A 15,903-nucleotide genomic window follows, 5' to 3' on the forward strand; every position below is an offset into this window, starting at 1 on the left:
CACCGGCAGAACGATTCTGCCCGGCCTCGGAGAGGCCGACGGGACATTACAGTCAACAAGTGAGGGCAACACCCTATGAGAAGACTTAAGCGTGATCCGTTGGAAAGAGCATATTCACGTGGCTACCAGTATGGGGTCACCGGCAAATCCCGCGAACTTTGCCCCTTCAATCTTCCCTCTGTTCGCCAAGCCTGGATCAACGGCTGGCGTGAAGGTCGCGGCGACAACTGGGACGGCATGACCGGCACTGCTGGCATTCATAGACTCAACGAAAATCACGCCGTTGGCTGAACGAGGACACTGAATTCGAGTCACCATGCGCGCACTATCCGTGCGGCGGGCTGCGGCCCAGGGGGCCCCATACGGGGCCCCTTTTTTATCGCGCCTCACACCGCTTTGCAGACGCCCGCCCTCAACGCGGCATCGCTGCGATCGCATCCACCGCTTCGCGGATCAGTGCCGGGCCCTTATAGATGAAGCCCGAGTAGATCTGCACCAGGCTCGCACCGGCGGCGATCTTCTCAGCCGCATGGCGACCCTCGGTAATACCACCGGCTGCGATGATCGGCAGTTTACCGGCCAGCTCGCCTGCCAGCACTTTTACCGTGTGCGTGCTCTTTTCCAGTACCGGTGCCCCCGACAGGCCACCCGCTTCAGCGCCGAACTCCAGCCCTTCGACCCCTTCACGACCCAGCGTGGTGTTGGTTGCGATCACTGCGTCCATGCCCGACTCAACCAGCGCAGCGGCCACCAGGGCAGTTTCTTCATCGCTCATGTCCGGGGCAATTTTGATGGCCAGCGGGACACGCTTGCCGTTGGCGCTGGCCAACTGCTCGCGGCGCTCGGCCAAGGCATCGAGCAGTTGCTTGAGCGAGTCGCCGAACTGTAGCGAGCGCAGGCCCGGGGTGTTTGGCGAGCTGACGTTGACCGTGATGTAGCTGGCGTCGTTGTAGACCTTCTCCAGGCAGATCAGGTAATCATCCTGGGCGCGCTCGACCGGGGTATCGAAGTTCTTGCCAATGTTGATGCCCAGCACGCCGTTGTAACGGGCTGCGCGTACCCGTGCCAGCAGGTGATCGACCCCCAGGTTGTTGAAACCCATGCGGTTGATAATCGCCGTCGCCTCCGGCAAGCGGAACAGGCGCGGCTTGGGGTTACCTGGCTGCGGGCGCGGGGTGATGGTGCCGATTTCGACGAAACCGAAGCCCAGTTGGGCAAAGCCATCGATGGCCGCGCCATTCTTGTCCAGCCCTGCGGCCAGGCCGACAGGGTTGGCGAAGTTCAAGCCCATGACATTGACCGGCAACGCCGTAGGCTGTTTGCACAGCAGGCCGTTGAGGCCCAGACGGCCTCCAGCGCCGATCAGGTCCAGCGACAGGTCGTGGGAGGTTTCCGGGGAGAGCTTGAACAGCAGCTGGCGGGCCAGGGTATACATGGGCGGGCGGACTCGCGGTGTGTGAGGGGGCGATTATAGCCAGCGTGCCGCCAGGGCGACAGGGCCCTGGCACATGGGTTGCTTCGAAGCCGGTATGCAGCCCCATCCGAAACCCCGAGGTTTTCCTTGAATACCCCCCTCCCGACATCACCGCTGGCCTGGGTCAACGGCAGCGACGCGCCGGAAAAACCCAGCCTGGACATCGGTTTCATGGCTTTGAGCGACTGCGCTTCGGTGGTCGTGGCCGCAACCCAGGGCTTTGCCCAACAGCAGGGCCTGACCCTCAACCTGCACCGCCAGGCATCCTGGGCCGGGCTGCGCGACAGGCTGGTCAGCGGCGAACTGGATGCCGCCCACTGCTTGTACGGGTTGGTGTATGCCGTGCAACTGGGGATTGCCGGCGGCCCCGCCCGCGACATGGCGGTGCTCATGGGGCTGAACCAGAACGCCCAGGCCATCAACCTGTCGGCATCCCTGCAACGCAAGGGCGTGACCAATCCCGAGGCGCTAGCCCGATTGGTGCACCAGGGCGGTGCGCGCCTGACCTTCGCCCAGACCTTCCCCACCGGCACCCACGCCATGTGGCTGTATTACTGGCTGGCCAGCCAAGGCATCCACCCGCTGTTCGACGTCGACAGCGTGGTGGTGCCACCGGCGCAGATGGTCGCCCACCTGCAGGCTGGGCGTATCGACGGCTTCTGTGTGGGCGAGCCGTGGGCGGCCAACGCCGTGGCGCAACACCAAGGCTTTACCCTGGCCACCAGCCAGTCGATCTGGCCGGACCATCCAGAAAAAGTCCTGGCGTGCGCGCGTGGCTTCGTCGAACAGTATCCCAACAGCGCGCGAGCCCTGATCAAGGCAATCCTCAGCGCCAGCCGATTCATCGAGGGCAGCCTGGAGAACCGGCGTGGCACGGCCCAGCTGCTCAGCGCCAGCGGCTACCTGGACACCGCCGTGGCGAGCATCGAAGGACGGCTGCTGGGCGACTATCAGGATGGCTTGGGCAATCACTGGCAAGACGCCCATGCCCTGCGCCTGTTCGACCAAGGCCGGGCCAACCTGCCGTACCTGTCCGATGGCATGTGGTTCATGACTCAGTTCCGCCGCTGGGGCATCCTGCGCGAGGACCCGGACTACCTCGGCGTGGCGCAGCAGGTCCAGCAACTGGACCTGTACCGCGAGGCCGCCGACGCACTGGACGTGCCCTGCGCCCAGGCGCCGATGCGCAGCAGTCTGCTGATCGATGGCAGCCGCTGGGACGGCAGCGACCCTTATGGCTACGCACGCAGCTTCAGCCTGCATGCACTGGACGCGGGCGCCCCTGCTCGCGTGGGGCGCTGAGGAGATGGCCGTGCTACGGGTTCTGTTGATCGACGACACCGAAAAGAAAGTCGGCCGCCTCAAAGCCGCGCTGGTCGAAGCCGGCTTCGAAGTGATCGAGGCCACCGGACTGACCATCGACCTGCCGGCCTGCGTCGAAACGGTGCACCCGGACGTGGTGCTGATCGATACCGAGTCACCGGGACGCGATGTGATGGAACAGGTGGTGATGGTCAGCCGCGACCGTCCTCGCCCCATCGTGCTGTTCACCGACGAGCATGATCCAACGGCCATGCGCCAGGCGATCCAGGCCGGCGTCAGCGCGTATATCGTCGAAGGCATCCAGGCCACGCGCTTGCAGCCAATCCTCGATGTGGCCATGGCCCGCTTCGAGAGCGACCAGGCGCTCAAGGCCCAACTGCTGGCGCGCGACCAGCAGTTGGCCGAACGCAAGCGCATCGAGCAAGCCAAGGGTTTGCTGATGAAAATGAAGTCGTGCAACGAGGAACAGGCCTACACCTTGATGCGCCGCCAAGCCATGAGCCGTCAGCAGAAGTTGATCCAGGTGGCCGAGCAGATCATCGCCATGTCGGAGATGCTCGGCGGATAGCACATCTGCCGAGCCATCGAACCTGCCACGTGCAACATTGGCCCGGCTCTTGCTCAGTGAACCTCAGGTAGCCAACGGCGGTTGCCCCACACTCTCCGACAAAGACGTCGCTCCCCTCCACGCAAGTGGACCGGGTAGCGGCGTCTTTTTCGTTTCCGCCCTTTACGTTGTACGCCGAACGAGGTGTTCGATGAATACGAGCTTCTGGAAATCCGGGCATGTGCCCACGCTGTTCGCCGCCTTCCTGTACTTCGACCTGAGCTTCATGGTCTGGTACCTGCTCGGCCCCCTGGCGGTGCAAATTGCCGCCGACTTGCACCTGACCGCCCAACAACGCGGCCTGATGGTGGCCACGCCGATCCTCGCGGGTGCCGTACTGCGCTTCATCATGGGCTTGCTGGTCGATCGCCTGTCGCCCAAGACCGCCGGCCTGATCGGCCAGGTGGTCGTGATCGTCGCCTTGGCCTGCGCCTGGAAACTGGGCGTTCACAGCTATGAACACGCCCTACTGCTGGGCGTGTTCCTCGGCGTGGCCGGCGCCTCGTTCGCCGTCTCCTTGCCGCTGGCCTCGCAGTGGTATCCCCCCCAACATCAAGGTAAGGCAATGGGCATCGCCGGGGCCGGTAACTCGGGCACGGTGTTCGCCGCCCTGCTGGCGCCAGTGCTGGCGGCAAGCTTTGGCTGGACCAATGTGTTCGGTTTCGCCGTGCTGCCGCTGCTGCTGACCCTGGCACTGTTCGCCTTGCTCGCGCGCAACGCCCCCCAGCGTCCCAAGCCCAAGGCTATGGCCGATTACCTCAAAGCCTTGGGTGATCGCGACAGTTGGTGGTTCATGTTCTTCTACAGCGTCACTTTTGGCGGCTTCATCGGCCTGGCCAGCGCCCTGCCCGGCTACTTCAGCGACCAGTACGGCCTGAGCCCGGTGACCGCTGGCTACTACACCGCCGCTTGCGTGTTTGCCGGCAGCCTGATGCGTCCACTCGGCGGCGCGATGGCTGACCGCTTCGGCGGCATTCGCACGCTGCTGGCAATGTACAGCGTGGCGGCCCTGTGCATCGCTGCGGTGGGCTTCAACCTACCCAGCGCAGCCGCCGCCCTGGCACTGTTCGTGAGCGCCATGCTCGGGCTGGGCGCCGGGAATGGCGCGGTGTTCCAACTGGTGCCGCAACGTTTCCGCCAGGAGATCGGGGTCATGACCGGGTTGATCGGGATGGCCGGTGGTATCGGCGGCTTCCTGCTGGCCGCAGGCCTTGGCGCGATCAAGCAGCACAGCGGCGACTACCAACTGGGGCTGTGGCTGTTCGCAAGCCTCGGCGTGCTGGCCTGGTTCGGCCTGCACGGCGTCAAGCAGCGCTGGCGCACCACCTGGGGCTCGGCAGCAGTCACCGCAGCACGGGTATGAACTTGCGCCTGAGCTTCGCCCAAGCCAGCGCCACCGGCCCTCGCGAGGAAAACCAGGACGCCCTGCGCCTGGTCACTCCGGCGCCGGAGCTGGCGGCCAGCAAGGGCTACCTGTTTGCCCTGGCCGATGGTGTGAGCCAGTGCGCCGACGGCGGATTGGCGGCGCGCGCCAGCTTGCAGGCGCTAGCCCTGGACTATTACGCCACCCCCGCGACCTGGGGCGTGGCACAGGCACTGGACAAGTTGCTGCTGGCGCAGAACCGCTGGTTGCGCGCCCAAGGCAACGGCCAGCCTCTGCTGACCACCCTCAGCGCCTTGGTGCTGCGCGGACGACGCTTCACGCTCGCCCACGTCGGCGACTGTCGGGTCTACCGCTGGCAGGCCGGACGCCTGCAATGCCTGAGCGAGGACCACGTCTGGGACCAACCCGGCATGCAGCACGTGCTTAAGCGTGCCCTGGGCCTGGACCAGCACCTGCTGGTGGACTACCGCGAGGGCGAGTTGAACGAGGGCGAACGCTTCGTTTTGCTCAGCGATGGGGTCTGGGCCTGTTTGGGCGATCAACGCATCCAGACCATCTTGCGCGAGCACCCCGATCTGCAGGAGGCCGCCGATACCCTGGTAGCCACCGCTCACCACGCAGGCAGCCAGGACAACGCCAGCGCGCTGCTGGTCCAGGTCGATGCCGTGGGCGCCGCCAATCTCGGCGATACCCTTGCACAATTGCAGCACTGGCCGCTGCCCGGCGCCCTGCGCGAGGGCCAATTGATCGATGGCTGGCAGGTTGGCAGCCTGCTGGCCCACAGCCGTCAGGCGCTGCTGTACAGGGTCCAGGACAGCCAGGGCCAGCCCTGGCTGCTCAAGACCCTGCCCCAGGCCCGCGACCAGGAACCCGGCGCGGCCCAGGCACTGTTGCTGGAGGAGTGGTTCCTGCGTCGGTTGGCGGGCCGCCACTTTCCTGAAGTGCACCCCGCCGGGCAACGTCAGCACCTGTATTACCTGATGCGCGAGTACCCCGGACTTACCCTCGCCGGGCACCCGCCGATGCCGCTGGCCCAATGGCTGGAAGTCGCCCGGCAGCTGTTGCAGGCGGTGGGGGTGCTGCACCGACGCAACCTGCTGCACCGTGACATCAAGCCCGACAACCTGCACTTGGGCAGCGATGGTCAGTTGCGCCTATTGGATTTCGGCCTGGCCTACTGCCCTGGCCTGTCCGAAGATCCGCCCAACGCACTGCCCGGCACCCCGTCGTTCATTGCCCCAGAGGCCTTCGAAGGCGCCCCTCCAGGCCCCCGCCAGGACTTGTACGCGGCGGGCGTGACACTCTACAGATTGCTCACCGGACACTACCCCTACGGCGAAGTCGAAGCCTTCCAGCGCCCGCGCTTCGGCGTGCCGATCAATCCCGCGCGCTACCGGCCGGACCTTCCAGAATGGCTGCAACGCAACCTGTTGCAGGCGGTGGCCGCGGAGCCTGCACAGCGCTTCGAGACCGCTGAGCAATGGTTGCTGTTGCTCGAACGTGGCGATCGCCAGGAATCGGTAGAACGTCCACGCCCGCTACTGGAACGCGAACCGCTCAAAGTGTGGCGCACCATCGCCCTACTGGCGCTGGCGCTGAATCTGCTGTTGCTGCTAGTGCTGCTCAAGCACTGAATAAGTAGACACCGCGCCCCTGTAGCAGCGGCCTCGTGCCGCGAAGGGCTGCGCAGCAGCCCCAGGTGCATGGGGCTGAGATCCTGGGGGACGTTGTTTGCCTTGAGAAATTTCACGCAAAGAAAAACCCGGCCAAGGCCGGGTTTTTCGTGAAGCATCAAACCAATTACTTGGCCTGGGCTTCTACCTGAGCTTCTACGCGACGGTTAACGGCGCGGCCAGCTTCGGTGGCGTTGTCGGCGACCGGACGGGTCTCACCGTAGCCAACCGAGTCAACACGGCTCGATTCGATGCCGTACTGCTGGGTCAGGACTTGTTTGACAGCGTTGGCACGACGCTCGGACAGCTTCTGGTTGTAAGCGTCTGGACCAACGGAGTCAGTGTGACCTTCCACGGTGGTGGTGGTCTGTGGGTACTGCTTCATGAAGTCAGCCAGGTTCTTGATGTCGCCGTAGCTGTTTGGCTTGACGACCGACTTGTCGAAGTCGAACTTGACGTCCAGCTCAACGCGAACGACTTCGGCAACAGCCGGGCAGCCGTCAGCGTCAACGGTAACGTTGGCTGGGGTGTCAGGGCACTTGTCGACGTTGTCGCAGACGCCATCGTTGTCGCTGTCGGAGCAGACTTCGGCAACTGGAGCAGGAGCAGCTTCAGCAGTGCGCTGTGGGCTGCCACCGAAGTTCAGGCCGATACCAACGCTCGGGGCCCACTCGGTGTCGCCCTGGTCGATGTTGTACTGGGCTTCAACGCCAGCACGGGCGTAGAACATGTCGGTGATGTACCACTTGGCGCCAGCGCCAACGTTGGCGAAGGTGGACTGGTTACGACCACCACGGCCGGTCTGGCCCAGGGACTGGTGCGAGAAACCAGCCGATACGTACGGACGGATGGCGTCGTACGGGTTGTTGAAGTGGTAAACGGCATCCAGGGCGGTGTTCGAGCCCTTGATGTTCTTGCCGTCTTCGCCACGAGCGTTGTGTACTTCGTCGTAGCCCAGACGCAGTTCAACGTCGTCGGTCAAGAAGTAACCGATCGAGCCGCCGAACAGGTTGCCGTCGTTTTTGAAGTCGCGCTGGCTGTCGAAGAATTCTTTCTTGTAGAAGCCTTCAACTTCGACGGCGCCTTGACCTTGTGCCAGAGCGCCGAACGAAGCGGCGGCTACAAGCGAACCAATGGCCAAGCCCAAGGTGTTTTTCAGTTTCATCCGTTAAATCCCCATCTGGTGATAGTTAAGCAGTCCCACCAAAATCCGGGGGACAACTCGACGGCTAGTCTAGCAGACCCAGCCGAATCGTTAGAGATATTTGCTGGCGACTAAGTTTCAGTCAAACCTGCAAATTTCTCCCGAAGCTTGTCGAGCGCACGTTTGTATCGCATTTTCGTGGCGCTCAGGCCCATGTGCATGATGTCGGCGATCTCCTGGAACTCCAGCTCTGCGACAAATCGCAGCACCAGGATCTCGCGGTCGATCGGGTTGACGTGCACAAGCCATTTATCCAGCCCGCCTTTTTCTTCGACTTTCGGTGCCTTCTCCTCGGACGCCTCTTCTACAGGGTCCAGGCTCAAGGCATCCATCAGCCGACGTTTACGACGCTCCTTGCGGTACTGGGTGATGCATTCGTTGTAGGTGATGCTGTAGAGCCAGGTCTTGAACTTGGATTTGCCCTCGAAGTTCTTCAACCCGTACAGCACCTTGAGCATCACTTCCTGACAGACATCGTCGGCATCGCGATCGTTCCCCAGATAACGCGCGCACACATTGAACAGCGTGCGCTGGTAACGGCGCATCAGCTCTTCGTAGGCGCGCGTCACATGGAACAGCTCCTCATGCGAACGCGCCACCAGCTCCTCGTCGGTGAGTTCACGTGGGTCGTAGCGCATGGGCGGCGTGTGGACTTTATTCAAAACGGATCGGGCCGACAGTCAGGTCAGTGTCGCCGCTCAGCCCCAGGGGCCGATTTTTGCGGCGGCATACATTAACAGCTTTTGGGCGATTAGCGGCTTTTCACACGCTGCTCGAGCAGGACACGATTAGACAGCGAGACCAGTTCGCCCTCATCGGTCAGCAGGGTCGTCTTGACCGTGCCGATCTCTTCGATATGGCCTTCTACCTCGCCAATCTGCACGTGTTGGCCGACCTGGAACAGTTCGCGCACGTAGATACCGGCCAGGATTTGCCCGGCAATTTCGCGGCTACCCAGGCCCATGGCCAGCGCAACGGCCAGACCAACGGTAATCAAACCGATCACGATCACGTGGTTGAGCAGGTCGGTCTTGACCTCAAGCTGACTGATCGCCACCGAAATACTGATGATGATCACCAGGCCCTGGACGATACGCCCAAGCCCTGCGGAATACTCAAGACCGATCCCCTCGGCCGCGCCGCGCACCAAGCCGTTGGCCACTTGCGCCAGCAACACGCCAGCCAGCAGCACGAGGGCTGCGCCAAACACCTTGGGCAGGTACAGGGCGAGCATGTCGAGGGTCGCCGACACGCGCTCAAGGCCCAGGGATTCGGCCGCCGAGACCAGGAAGATCAACAGCACGAACCAGTACACGATCTTGCCGATCAGGGTGGAAATCGGGACCTGGATGCCCACCCGGGCGAGCATCTTGGTCAAGCCGGTGCCGCTCATCAGGCGGTCCAGGCCGAACTTGGCGAGCAGCTTGGACAGCAAGGTGTCCAGCAGCTTGGCAACGACGAAGCCCAACAGCACCACGACCAGCGCGCCGAACAGGTTGGGGATGAAGTTCGCCACCTTGGTCCAAAGGGCAGTCATGGCAGTGACCAGACTCTGGGTCCAGAGATCGAGTTCCATATTCAATCGGCCTTATCTACAGTTTTGCGGGTAGCGGTGCGACGCACCGGCGCGACATGCGCCGAGCCATTATTGACAGCGATCAGCAGCGCCTGGCTCCAACGGCCCAGCAGACTGAACAGATCACCCGCACCAACCTGACGGTTGGCGGTCTTGAGCACGCGACCCAGGCATGCGGCATCGTCACGGTCCTCACCGGACGGTGACGCCTTGAGCAGGTCGCGCAGGGATTCTTCAAACGGATCGTGCATAGGCACCTCGCGCAATGTGAGTCAGAGACGAGATCGCCGCGCAATCGGTCACACATTGCCCTGCGGCATCTGTGCCAAGCGCGCACCTACCTGCACGCACGCTCTTTATACCCACTTCAATGTACGCAGCAGCCACCACTGCCCCAACGCCAATCCCAGCACGATCAGGCTGGCGACCAAAAACCCATAGGGACTGCTGGCGCCAGGGATGCCGCCAACGTTGATACCCAGCAACCCGGTAACGAAGCTCATGGGCAGGAAGATGCAGGTGATGATGCCGAAACGGTACATGGTGCGGTTCATCCGCTCGCTGCGCCGCCGGTCTTCGCTCTCCAGCACCAATGCTGCGCGCTCACGTGCCAGCTCGAGTTCTTCGAGGTAGCGGATCAGGCTGTTGTTCAGCTCGTTCCAATAATCGGCAGCAGGGTCGGCGAACCAGCTGCACTTGTTGCGCGACAGCTGCGCGTAGATGTCCCGCTGCGGGGCGAGAAAGCGGCGTAGGCCTGCGGCCCGGCGACGGATCTGTTGCAGGCTACCGTGCTCAGGGGAATACCGTTCGTCGGTTTCCACCTTCTCTTCTTCCTCATCGACCGCCTCGGACAATTCGCTGACCAGCGCTTGGACCTTCTCGGTCAACAGCTCGCCCATCAGCAGTAACAACTCGGACGACGACTTGGGCCCGCGCCCTTCATCCAGTTGCTGGAGCACCTCGTCACTGGCGCGCAACGGCCGCAGGCGCAGCGAGATAACCCGCTGCGCCTCGGCGAAAATACGCACCGAGACCATGTCTTCAGGCTCGGCGCCAGGGTTGAGGTTGACCCCACGCAGAAACAGCAGCATTTGCTCGTTGGCCATCTGCAGCAGCCGCGGGCGGGTATTTTCCTCCAGCAGCAAGTCGCAGGCGAACGCGCTCAGGCCGCTGTCTTGCAGCAGCCAGGTACGGGTCTGGGGATGACTGCGGTCCCAGTGCAACCAGAGGCTTTCCTGCGTCTGCAATTGCAGGCTGTCCAATTCGGTACGGGCGATCGCACGTGCGCCCCCCTTACCATCGAGCACCAAGGCATGCACCAGCCCCCACTGCGCGTTGTCTTCCTCGAACATCAAAGCTCCATCAGCGCACCTGGCGCATCACTCCGGCATTTTCAGCGGGCTTGGCGAGACGATCACGCCATTGTTGTCGGCATACACGTACTCCCCCGGACGGAACGTCACCCCGGCGAAGGTCACGGCGACGTTCAGATCGCCAACGCCGCGCTTGTCGGTCTTCATCGGATGGCTGGCCAGGGCCTGCACGCCCACATTGGTCTGGATCAGCACATCCACGTCGCGCACACAGCCATAGATCAGCAAACCTTCCCAGCCATTCTTGGCCGCTTTCTCGGCAAGCATGTCACCCAGCAGCGCGCGGCGCAGCGAACCGCCACCGTCGACCACCAACACCTTACCGGTGCCGTCGAGTTCGACCTGCTCCTTGACCCGCGAGTTGTCCTCGAAGCACTTGATCGTGACGATCTGGCCACCGAACGAATCGCGGCCACCGAAGTTGCTGAACATCGGGTCGAGCACCTGAACCAGGTCCGGGTAGGCGTCGCACAGGTCGGGCGTTACGTAATGCTGCATGGCAAGCTCCTGTCAGTCATAACGAAAGCGGGTGTGAAGCCAAGGCTACACCGCCCGCCCCCGCCAGTCATCCAAGACCCAGCAGTCAGCTCGCTGTTCGCCCGTATCGGTCCTTCGCGCAGGCGGCCTGCGTCAGGCCGCTGCCACCGGCTCAGCCGCCACGGTCGAGGGATGCACGGCCAGCAGTGGATCGTGCAACCAGCGCTCAACCAATGGCCACACCTGGGCCTGCGCGGCCTTGCTGACCAGCATGTCGACATGCCCGAATGCCTCGAAGCCTTCCTCGCGCCCCAGGCGCAGGAACTGCTTGGCATCGCCGCCGAACTGCTCGAACAGCTTGCGACACGCCCACACCGGGTCCTGGAAGTCCCCCGCACCGGCCACCGCCAGCAACGGCACTTCGACCTCGGCAAGACCCGCCCACCAATCGTGGTCCTTGTCGCCAAAGCGGCCGAACAGGCTGTTCCAACGCAGGCTCTCCAGGGCCAGGCCGATTGGCTCGTCCTCCGGGCCCCGTTTGAGGCGCGAGCCGGAAATCTGCGCGAAGCGCTTGAGCAGCAGCTTCGCGCCCCACGCCACCGGCGGCACCTTGAGCGGCCAATAGACGCGGCTGACCTGGCTGCCGAACAGCGCCACACTGGCCACGCGCTCACGGCCCAGGTAACCGCCACCCAGCGCCGCCGCCAGGGTCGTGCCGCCCAGGGAATGGCCCAACCAGTGCGGCACCTGCCGGGTCTGTTCATGGACGAAGGCGCCAATCACCGGCAGGTCGTAGCGCGCGTAGTCAGCCACGCGGTTGTGCCGCCAGTCGCGATTGCGCGGCGACAAGCCATGGCCACGCATCTCCGGGATCCATACATCGAACCCGGCGCGGGCCAGGGCCGCCCCCAGGCCGATACCCTTGGGCGAGAACCAGAAGCGGCGATTGGAAAAGCTGCCGTGCAAAAGAATGACCGGCACGCCCTGAGCACGCTGCTGGTCGGCAAGGCCCAGACGGGTGACGGCGATTTCGACGCTCGCATCGGGGCTGTTGCCGGCCTTGATCCGGTAGACGTCTTCACTGAGGTCGCCACGGCGCTCGGCACTGAGCAACGCGACGGGAAATTGGGTACTGCTGCTTTGCATGAATTCACGAACTTGTAGGGGATGAAAACGTGGGAGCGGCGGTTCGGCGCCCCGACATGCCGGGCGATAGCATCAGGCCAGCGCCCTAGTGTCTGCGCTGACGCCATCGCAAAGCAAGTCGCAGCGTCGAACCGCCGCTCCCACGAATCGCTGCACGGGCGCCAACGGCACCCGTGATCAGTCCATCAGGCCGCGCCTTGGCCCTCGGCCAGGAAGAACCACGTCTCAAGTACCGAGTCCGGGTTCAGCGAGACGCTCTCGATGCCTTGTTCCATCAGCCATTTGGCCAGGTCCGGGTGGTCCGAGGGGCCTTGGCCGCAGATGCCGATGTACTTGCCAGCCTTGTTGCACGCGGCGATGGCGTTGGCCAGCAGCTTCTTGACCGCAGGATTTCGCTCATCGAACAAGTGGGCGATGATCCCCGAATCGCGGTCCAGGCCCAGGGTCAGCTGGGTCAGGTCGTTGGAGCCAATCGAGAAGCCATCGAAGTATTCCAGGAACTCTTCGGCCAGGATCGCGTTGGACGGCAGCTCGCACATCATGATCACACGCAGGCCGTTGTCGCCACGGGCCAGGCCGTTCTCGGCCAGCAGGTCGACAACCTGGCTCGCCTCGCCCAAGGTGCGCACGAACGGCACCATGATCTCGACGTTGGTCAGGCCCATTTCGTTGCGCACACGCTTGAGCGCGCGGCATTCGAGTTCGAAGCAGTCACGGAACGACTCGCTGATGTAACGCGAAGCGCCCCGGAAGCCCAGCATCGGGTTCTCTTCTTCGGGCTCGTACAGCTTGCCGCCGATCAGGTTGGCGTATTCGTTGGACTTGAAGTCCGACAGGCGCACGATGACCTTTTTCGGGTAGAACGCCGCCGCCAGGGTACTGATGCCCTCGACCAGTTTCTCGACGTAGAACCCGACCGGATCGTTGTAGCCGGCGATGCGCTTGTCGACACTGTCCTTGAGTTCCGGCGGCAGTCCGGCGTAGTTGAGCAGCGCCTTGGGGTGCACGCCGATCATGCGATTGATGATGAACTCAAGACGCGCCAGGCCCACACCTTCGTTGGGCAACTGGGCGAAGTCGAAGGCGCGGTCCGGGTTGCCGACGTTCATCATGATCTTGAACGGCAGCTCCGGCATGGCATCCACCGAGTTCTGCTTGACGTCGAAGCCCAGCTCGCCTTCGAAGATGAAGCCAGTGTCGCCCTCGGCGCAGGACACGGTCACGCCCTGGCCGTCCTTGAGCACCTGGGTCGCGTTGCCGCAGCCCACGACCGCCGGAATGCCCAGCTCACGGGCGATGATGGCGGCGTGGCAGGTACGCCCGCCACGGTTGGTGACGATGGCGCTGGCACGCTTCATCACAGGTTCCCAGTCCGGGTCGGTCATGTCGGAAACCAGTACGTCGCCGGGCTGGACCTTGTCCATTTCCGACACGTCGTTGATCACGCGGACCTTGCCGGCGCCGATGCGCTGGCCAATGGCACGGCCTTCGACCAGCACGGTGCCCTTCTCTTTGAGCAGGTAGCGTTCCATGACATTGGCGCTGGCGCGGCTCTTCACGGTCTCGGGACGCGCCTGAACGATGTACAGCTTGCCGTCGTCACCGTCCTTGGCCCACTCGATGTCCATCGGGCGCTGGTAGTGCTGCTCGATGATCATGGCCTGCTTGGCCAGCTCGACGACTTCGGCGTCGGTCAGGCAGAAGCGCGCACGCTCGGCACGGTCGACTTCGACGGTCTTGACCGAACGACCGGCCTTGGCTTCTTCGCCATAGACCATCTTGATCGCCTTGCTGCCCAGGTTGCGGCGCAGGATCGCTGGGCGACCGGCCTGCAGGGTCTGTTTGTGCACGTAGAATTCGTCGGGGTTGACTGCCCCTTGCACCACGGTTTCACCCAGGCCGTAGGCGCCGGTGATGAACACCACGTCGCGGAAGCCCGACTCGGTGTCGAGGGTGAACATCACACCGGCAGTGCCGGTTTCCGAACGCACCATGCGCTGCACACCTGCGGACAGTGCCACCAGCTTGTGGTCGAAGCCCTGGTGCACGCGGTAGGAGATGGCGCGGTCGTTGAACAGCGAGGCGAACACTTCCTTGGCCGCGCGGATCACGTTGTCGACGCCACGGATGTTGAGGAAGGTTTCCTGCTGCCCGGCGAACGAGGCGTCCGGCAAGTCTTCGGCGGTGGCCGAGGAACGCACGGCCACGGCCATGTTGTCGTTGCCACCGGCCATTTCGGCGAAGGCTGCACGGATTTCAGCGTCCAGGCGGGCCGGGAAGTCCGCCTCCATGACCCACTGGCGGATCTGCGCGCCGGTCTTGGCCAGGGCGTTGACATCGTCAACGTCCAGCGCGTCGAGAGCTGCGTGGATCTTGTCGTTCAGGCCACTTTGTTCGAGAAAATCACGGTACGCCTGAGCCGTAGTGGCAAAGCCACCCGGCACCGAAACGCCGGCACCGGCAAGGTTACTGATCATCTCGCCCAGGGATGCGTTCTTGCCCCCCACATGCTCCACATCATGGACGCCGAGCTTATCGAGGGAAACTACGTACTCTACCAAGGTGATCTCTCCACTAACTGTGTTGGAAAAGCTCAAGGGCGTGCGCCTGTCGGTTCTGCGACTGGGCCGCACGCAGGTGGCCTGGACCTGGAAAATAAGTGAGAATGCCGAGCAACCGCGTTCGGCAAACCGAACCTATCATATCCAGAAACATTCAGCAGCTTAAGGCCCCTGGCGCAAATGAAACGAACCGCGTTCTTCATCTCCGACGGCACCGGTATCACTGCAGAAACCCTGGGGCAAAGTCTGCTCGCGCAATTCGAGAGCATTCCGTTCAATAAATTCACGCGCCCCTATATCGATTCGCTGGACAAGGCCCGCGCCATGGTCCAACAGATCAACGCCGCAGCCGAGCGCGACGGGGTGCGTCCGATCATCTTCGACACCATCGTCAACCAGGACATCCGCGAAGTCCTGGCCACCTCCAATGGCTTCATGATCGACATCTTCTCGACGTTTTTATCCCCGCTCGAGCAGGAATTGACCGCCCATTCGTCGTATTCCGTGGGCAAGTCCCACTCCATTGGCGGCAACTCCAACTACATGGAGCGCATCGAGGCCGTCAATTTCGCCCTGGACAACGACGATGGCGCGCGTACGCACTATTACGACAAAGCCGACCTGATTCTCGTAGGCGTGTCGCGCTGCGGCAAGACCCCGACCTGCCTGTACATGGCCATGCAGTTTGGCATTCGCGCCGCCAACTACCCGCTGACCGAAGACGACATGGAGCGCTTGCAACTGCCGGCAGTGCTGAAGAAGTACCAGCACAAGCTGTTCGGCCTGACCATCGACCCCGACCGCCTCACCGCCATCCGCCACGAGCGCAAGCCCAACAGCCGCTATTCGAGCTTCGCCCAGTGCGAGTTCGAGGTGCGCGAGGTGGAAAACCTGTTCCGCCGCGAGAACATTCCCAACATCAACTCCACGCATTTCTCGGTGGAAGAGATTTCCGCGAAGATCCTCGTGGAAAAAGGCGTGGAGCGGCGTTTCAAGTAAGCGCTGCGCCAACCGGCGCACATCCGCTGCAAAAACTGTTAACGACCTCAGCCAAAGCCGGGAACCCCCGGGCTTGAGCGCTGTCCCACTGTTCCCCATCAGCGCG

General features: G+C 63.1%; 15 protein-coding genes. 6 read left to right on the forward strand and 9 right to left on the reverse strand.

The features are described from left to right. Positions 1-75 precede the first annotated feature (75 nt). Positions 76-291 (forward strand): ribosome modulation factor, encoded by a 216-nt coding sequence (gene rmf, locus FEM01_RS18630; RefSeq protein WP_003248687.1) that lies wholly within the window; start codon positions 76-78, stop codon positions 289-291. 121 nt (positions 292-412) lie between these two features. Here the strand turns inward: rmf and FEM01_RS18635 are convergent, their stop codons facing one another. Then, a complete protein-coding gene (locus FEM01_RS18635; RefSeq protein ID WP_138220946.1) occupies positions 413-1,435 on the reverse strand; it encodes a quinone-dependent dihydroorotate dehydrogenase in 1,023 nt (340 codons plus the stop codon). Between the two features lie 126 nt (positions 1,436-1,561). Here FEM01_RS18635 and FEM01_RS18640 point away from each other — a divergent pair, with 126 nt between their 5' ends. The 4 genes from FEM01_RS18640 (at position 1,562) to FEM01_RS18655 (ending at position 6,422) form a co-directional block, all read left to right on the forward strand. Next, the gene (locus FEM01_RS18640) at positions 1,562-2,776 is read left to right on the forward strand and encodes a CmpA/NrtA family ABC transporter substrate-binding protein (RefSeq protein ID WP_138220947.1); all 1,215 of its coding nucleotides are present in this window, start codon (positions 1,562-1,564) and stop codon (positions 2,774-2,776) included. Between the two features lie 10 nt (positions 2,777-2,786). Then, positions 2,787-3,365: an ANTAR domain-containing response regulator gene (locus FEM01_RS18645; RefSeq protein ID WP_138220948.1), complete on the forward strand. Its 579-nt coding sequence runs from the start codon at positions 2,787-2,789 to the stop codon at positions 3,363-3,365. Positions 3,366-3,555: 190 nt separating this feature from the next. Continuing rightward, positions 3,556-4,767, forward strand: coding sequence for a nitrate/nitrite transporter (locus FEM01_RS18650; RefSeq protein WP_138220949.1), 1,212 nt, complete (start codon positions 3,556-3,558; stop codon positions 4,765-4,767). Beyond that, positions 4,764-6,422, forward strand: a complete 1,659-nt coding sequence (locus tag FEM01_RS18655; RefSeq protein ID WP_138220950.1) for a bifunctional protein-serine/threonine kinase/phosphatase — start codon at positions 4,764-4,766, stop codon at positions 6,420-6,422. The genes FEM01_RS18650 and FEM01_RS18655 overlap by 4 nt, the downstream gene beginning before the upstream one ends. A gap of 166 nt (positions 6,423-6,588) precedes the next feature. On the opposite strand, the gene FEM01_RS18660 is transcribed toward FEM01_RS18655, so the two are convergent. The 8 genes from FEM01_RS18660 to ppsA all read right to left on the reverse strand — a co-directional run bounded on the left by FEM01_RS18660 (position 6,589) and on the right by ppsA (position 14,798). Next, a complete protein-coding gene (locus FEM01_RS18660; protein ID WP_138220951.1) occupies positions 6,589-7,626 on the reverse strand; it encodes an OmpA family protein in 1,038 nt (345 codons plus the stop codon). Positions 7,627-7,736: 110 nt separating this feature from the next. Further along, entirely contained in the window at positions 7,737-8,303 is a 567-nt protein-coding gene (gene sigX, locus FEM01_RS18665; protein WP_138220984.1) for an RNA polymerase sigma factor SigX, read from the reverse strand. A 113-nt stretch (positions 8,304-8,416) separates the two neighbouring features. Next, positions 8,417-9,241 (reverse strand): mechanosensitive ion channel family protein, encoded by an 825-nt coding sequence (locus FEM01_RS18670; protein WP_138220952.1) that lies wholly within the window; start codon positions 9,239-9,241, stop codon positions 8,417-8,419. A 2-nt stretch (positions 9,242-9,243) separates the two neighbouring features. After that, a complete protein-coding gene (locus tag FEM01_RS18675; protein ID WP_138220953.1) occupies positions 9,244-9,492 on the reverse strand; it encodes a CrfX protein in 249 nt (82 codons plus the stop codon). A 105-nt stretch (positions 9,493-9,597) separates the two neighbouring features. Continuing rightward, the gene (locus FEM01_RS18680; protein WP_138220954.1) at positions 9,598-10,593 is read right to left on the reverse strand and encodes a CorA family divalent cation transporter; all 996 of its coding nucleotides are present in this window, start codon (positions 10,591-10,593) and stop codon (positions 9,598-9,600) included. 27 nt (positions 10,594-10,620) lie between these two features. Then, positions 10,621-11,112 (reverse strand): ribonuclease E activity regulator RraA, encoded by a 492-nt coding sequence (rraA, locus tag FEM01_RS18685; protein WP_138220955.1) that lies wholly within the window; start codon positions 11,110-11,112, stop codon positions 10,621-10,623. Between the two features lie 132 nt (positions 11,113-11,244). Beyond that, positions 11,245-12,237 (reverse strand): alpha/beta fold hydrolase, encoded by a 993-nt coding sequence (locus FEM01_RS18690; RefSeq protein ID WP_138220956.1) that lies wholly within the window; start codon positions 12,235-12,237, stop codon positions 11,245-11,247. 185 nt (positions 12,238-12,422) lie between these two features. Next, positions 12,423-14,798: a phosphoenolpyruvate synthase gene (ppsA, locus tag FEM01_RS18695; protein WP_138220957.1), complete on the reverse strand. Its 2,376-nt coding sequence runs from the start codon at positions 14,796-14,798 to the stop codon at positions 12,423-12,425. A 180-nt stretch (positions 14,799-14,978) separates the two neighbouring features. On the opposite strand from ppsA, the gene ppsR reads away from it, so the two are divergent. Then, positions 14,979-15,797, forward strand: coding sequence for a posphoenolpyruvate synthetase regulatory kinase/phosphorylase PpsR (gene ppsR, locus FEM01_RS18700; protein ID WP_138220958.1), 819 nt, complete (start codon positions 14,979-14,981; stop codon positions 15,795-15,797). The last annotated feature ends 106 nt before the right edge of the window (positions 15,798-15,903 follow it).

It is taken from the genome of Pseudomonas mosselii, from assembly GCF_005796105.1.
Classification (GTDB): domain Bacteria; phylum Pseudomonadota; class Gammaproteobacteria; order Pseudomonadales; family Pseudomonadaceae; genus Aquipseudomonas; species Aquipseudomonas mosselii_C.

Excerpts from the sequence above, each read along its gene's own strand:
- FEM01_RS18690 (WP_138220956.1), bottom strand. The coding sequence starts at position 12,237 with ATGCAAAGCAGCAGTACCCAATTTCCCGTCGCGTTGCTCAGTGCCGAG.
- rraA (WP_138220955.1), bottom strand. The coding sequence starts at position 11,112 with ATGCAGCATTACGTAACGCCCGACCTGTGCGACGCCTACCCGGACCTG.
- sigX (WP_138220984.1), bottom strand. The coding sequence starts at position 8,303 with ATGCGCTACGACCCACGTGAACTCACCGACGAGGAGCTGGTGGCGCGT.
- FEM01_RS18680 (WP_138220954.1), bottom strand. The coding sequence starts at position 10,593 with ATGTTCGAGGAAGACAACGCGCAGTGGGGGCTGGTGCATGCCTTGGTG.
- FEM01_RS18660 (WP_138220951.1), bottom strand. The coding sequence starts at position 7,626 with ATGAAACTGAAAAACACCTTGGGCTTGGCCATTGGTTCGCTTGTAGCC.
- FEM01_RS18655 (WP_138220950.1), top strand. The coding sequence starts at position 4,764 with ATGAACTTGCGCCTGAGCTTCGCCCAAGCCAGCGCCACCGGCCCTCGC.
- FEM01_RS18675 (WP_138220953.1), bottom strand. The coding sequence starts at position 9,492 with ATGCACGATCCGTTTGAAGAATCCCTGCGCGACCTGCTCAAGGCGTCA.
- rmf (WP_003248687.1), top strand. The coding sequence starts at position 76 with ATGAGAAGACTTAAGCGTGATCCGTTGGAAAGAGCATATTCACGTGGC.
- ppsR (WP_138220958.1), top strand. The coding sequence starts at position 14,979 with ATGAAACGAACCGCGTTCTTCATCTCCGACGGCACCGGTATCACTGCA.
- FEM01_RS18635 (WP_138220946.1), bottom strand. The coding sequence starts at position 1,435 with ATGTATACCCTGGCCCGCCAGCTGCTGTTCAAGCTCTCCCCGGAAACC.
- FEM01_RS18650 (WP_138220949.1), top strand. The coding sequence starts at position 3,556 with ATGAATACGAGCTTCTGGAAATCCGGGCATGTGCCCACGCTGTTCGCC.
- FEM01_RS18670 (WP_138220952.1), bottom strand. The coding sequence starts at position 9,241 with ATGGAACTCGATCTCTGGACCCAGAGTCTGGTCACTGCCATGACTGCC.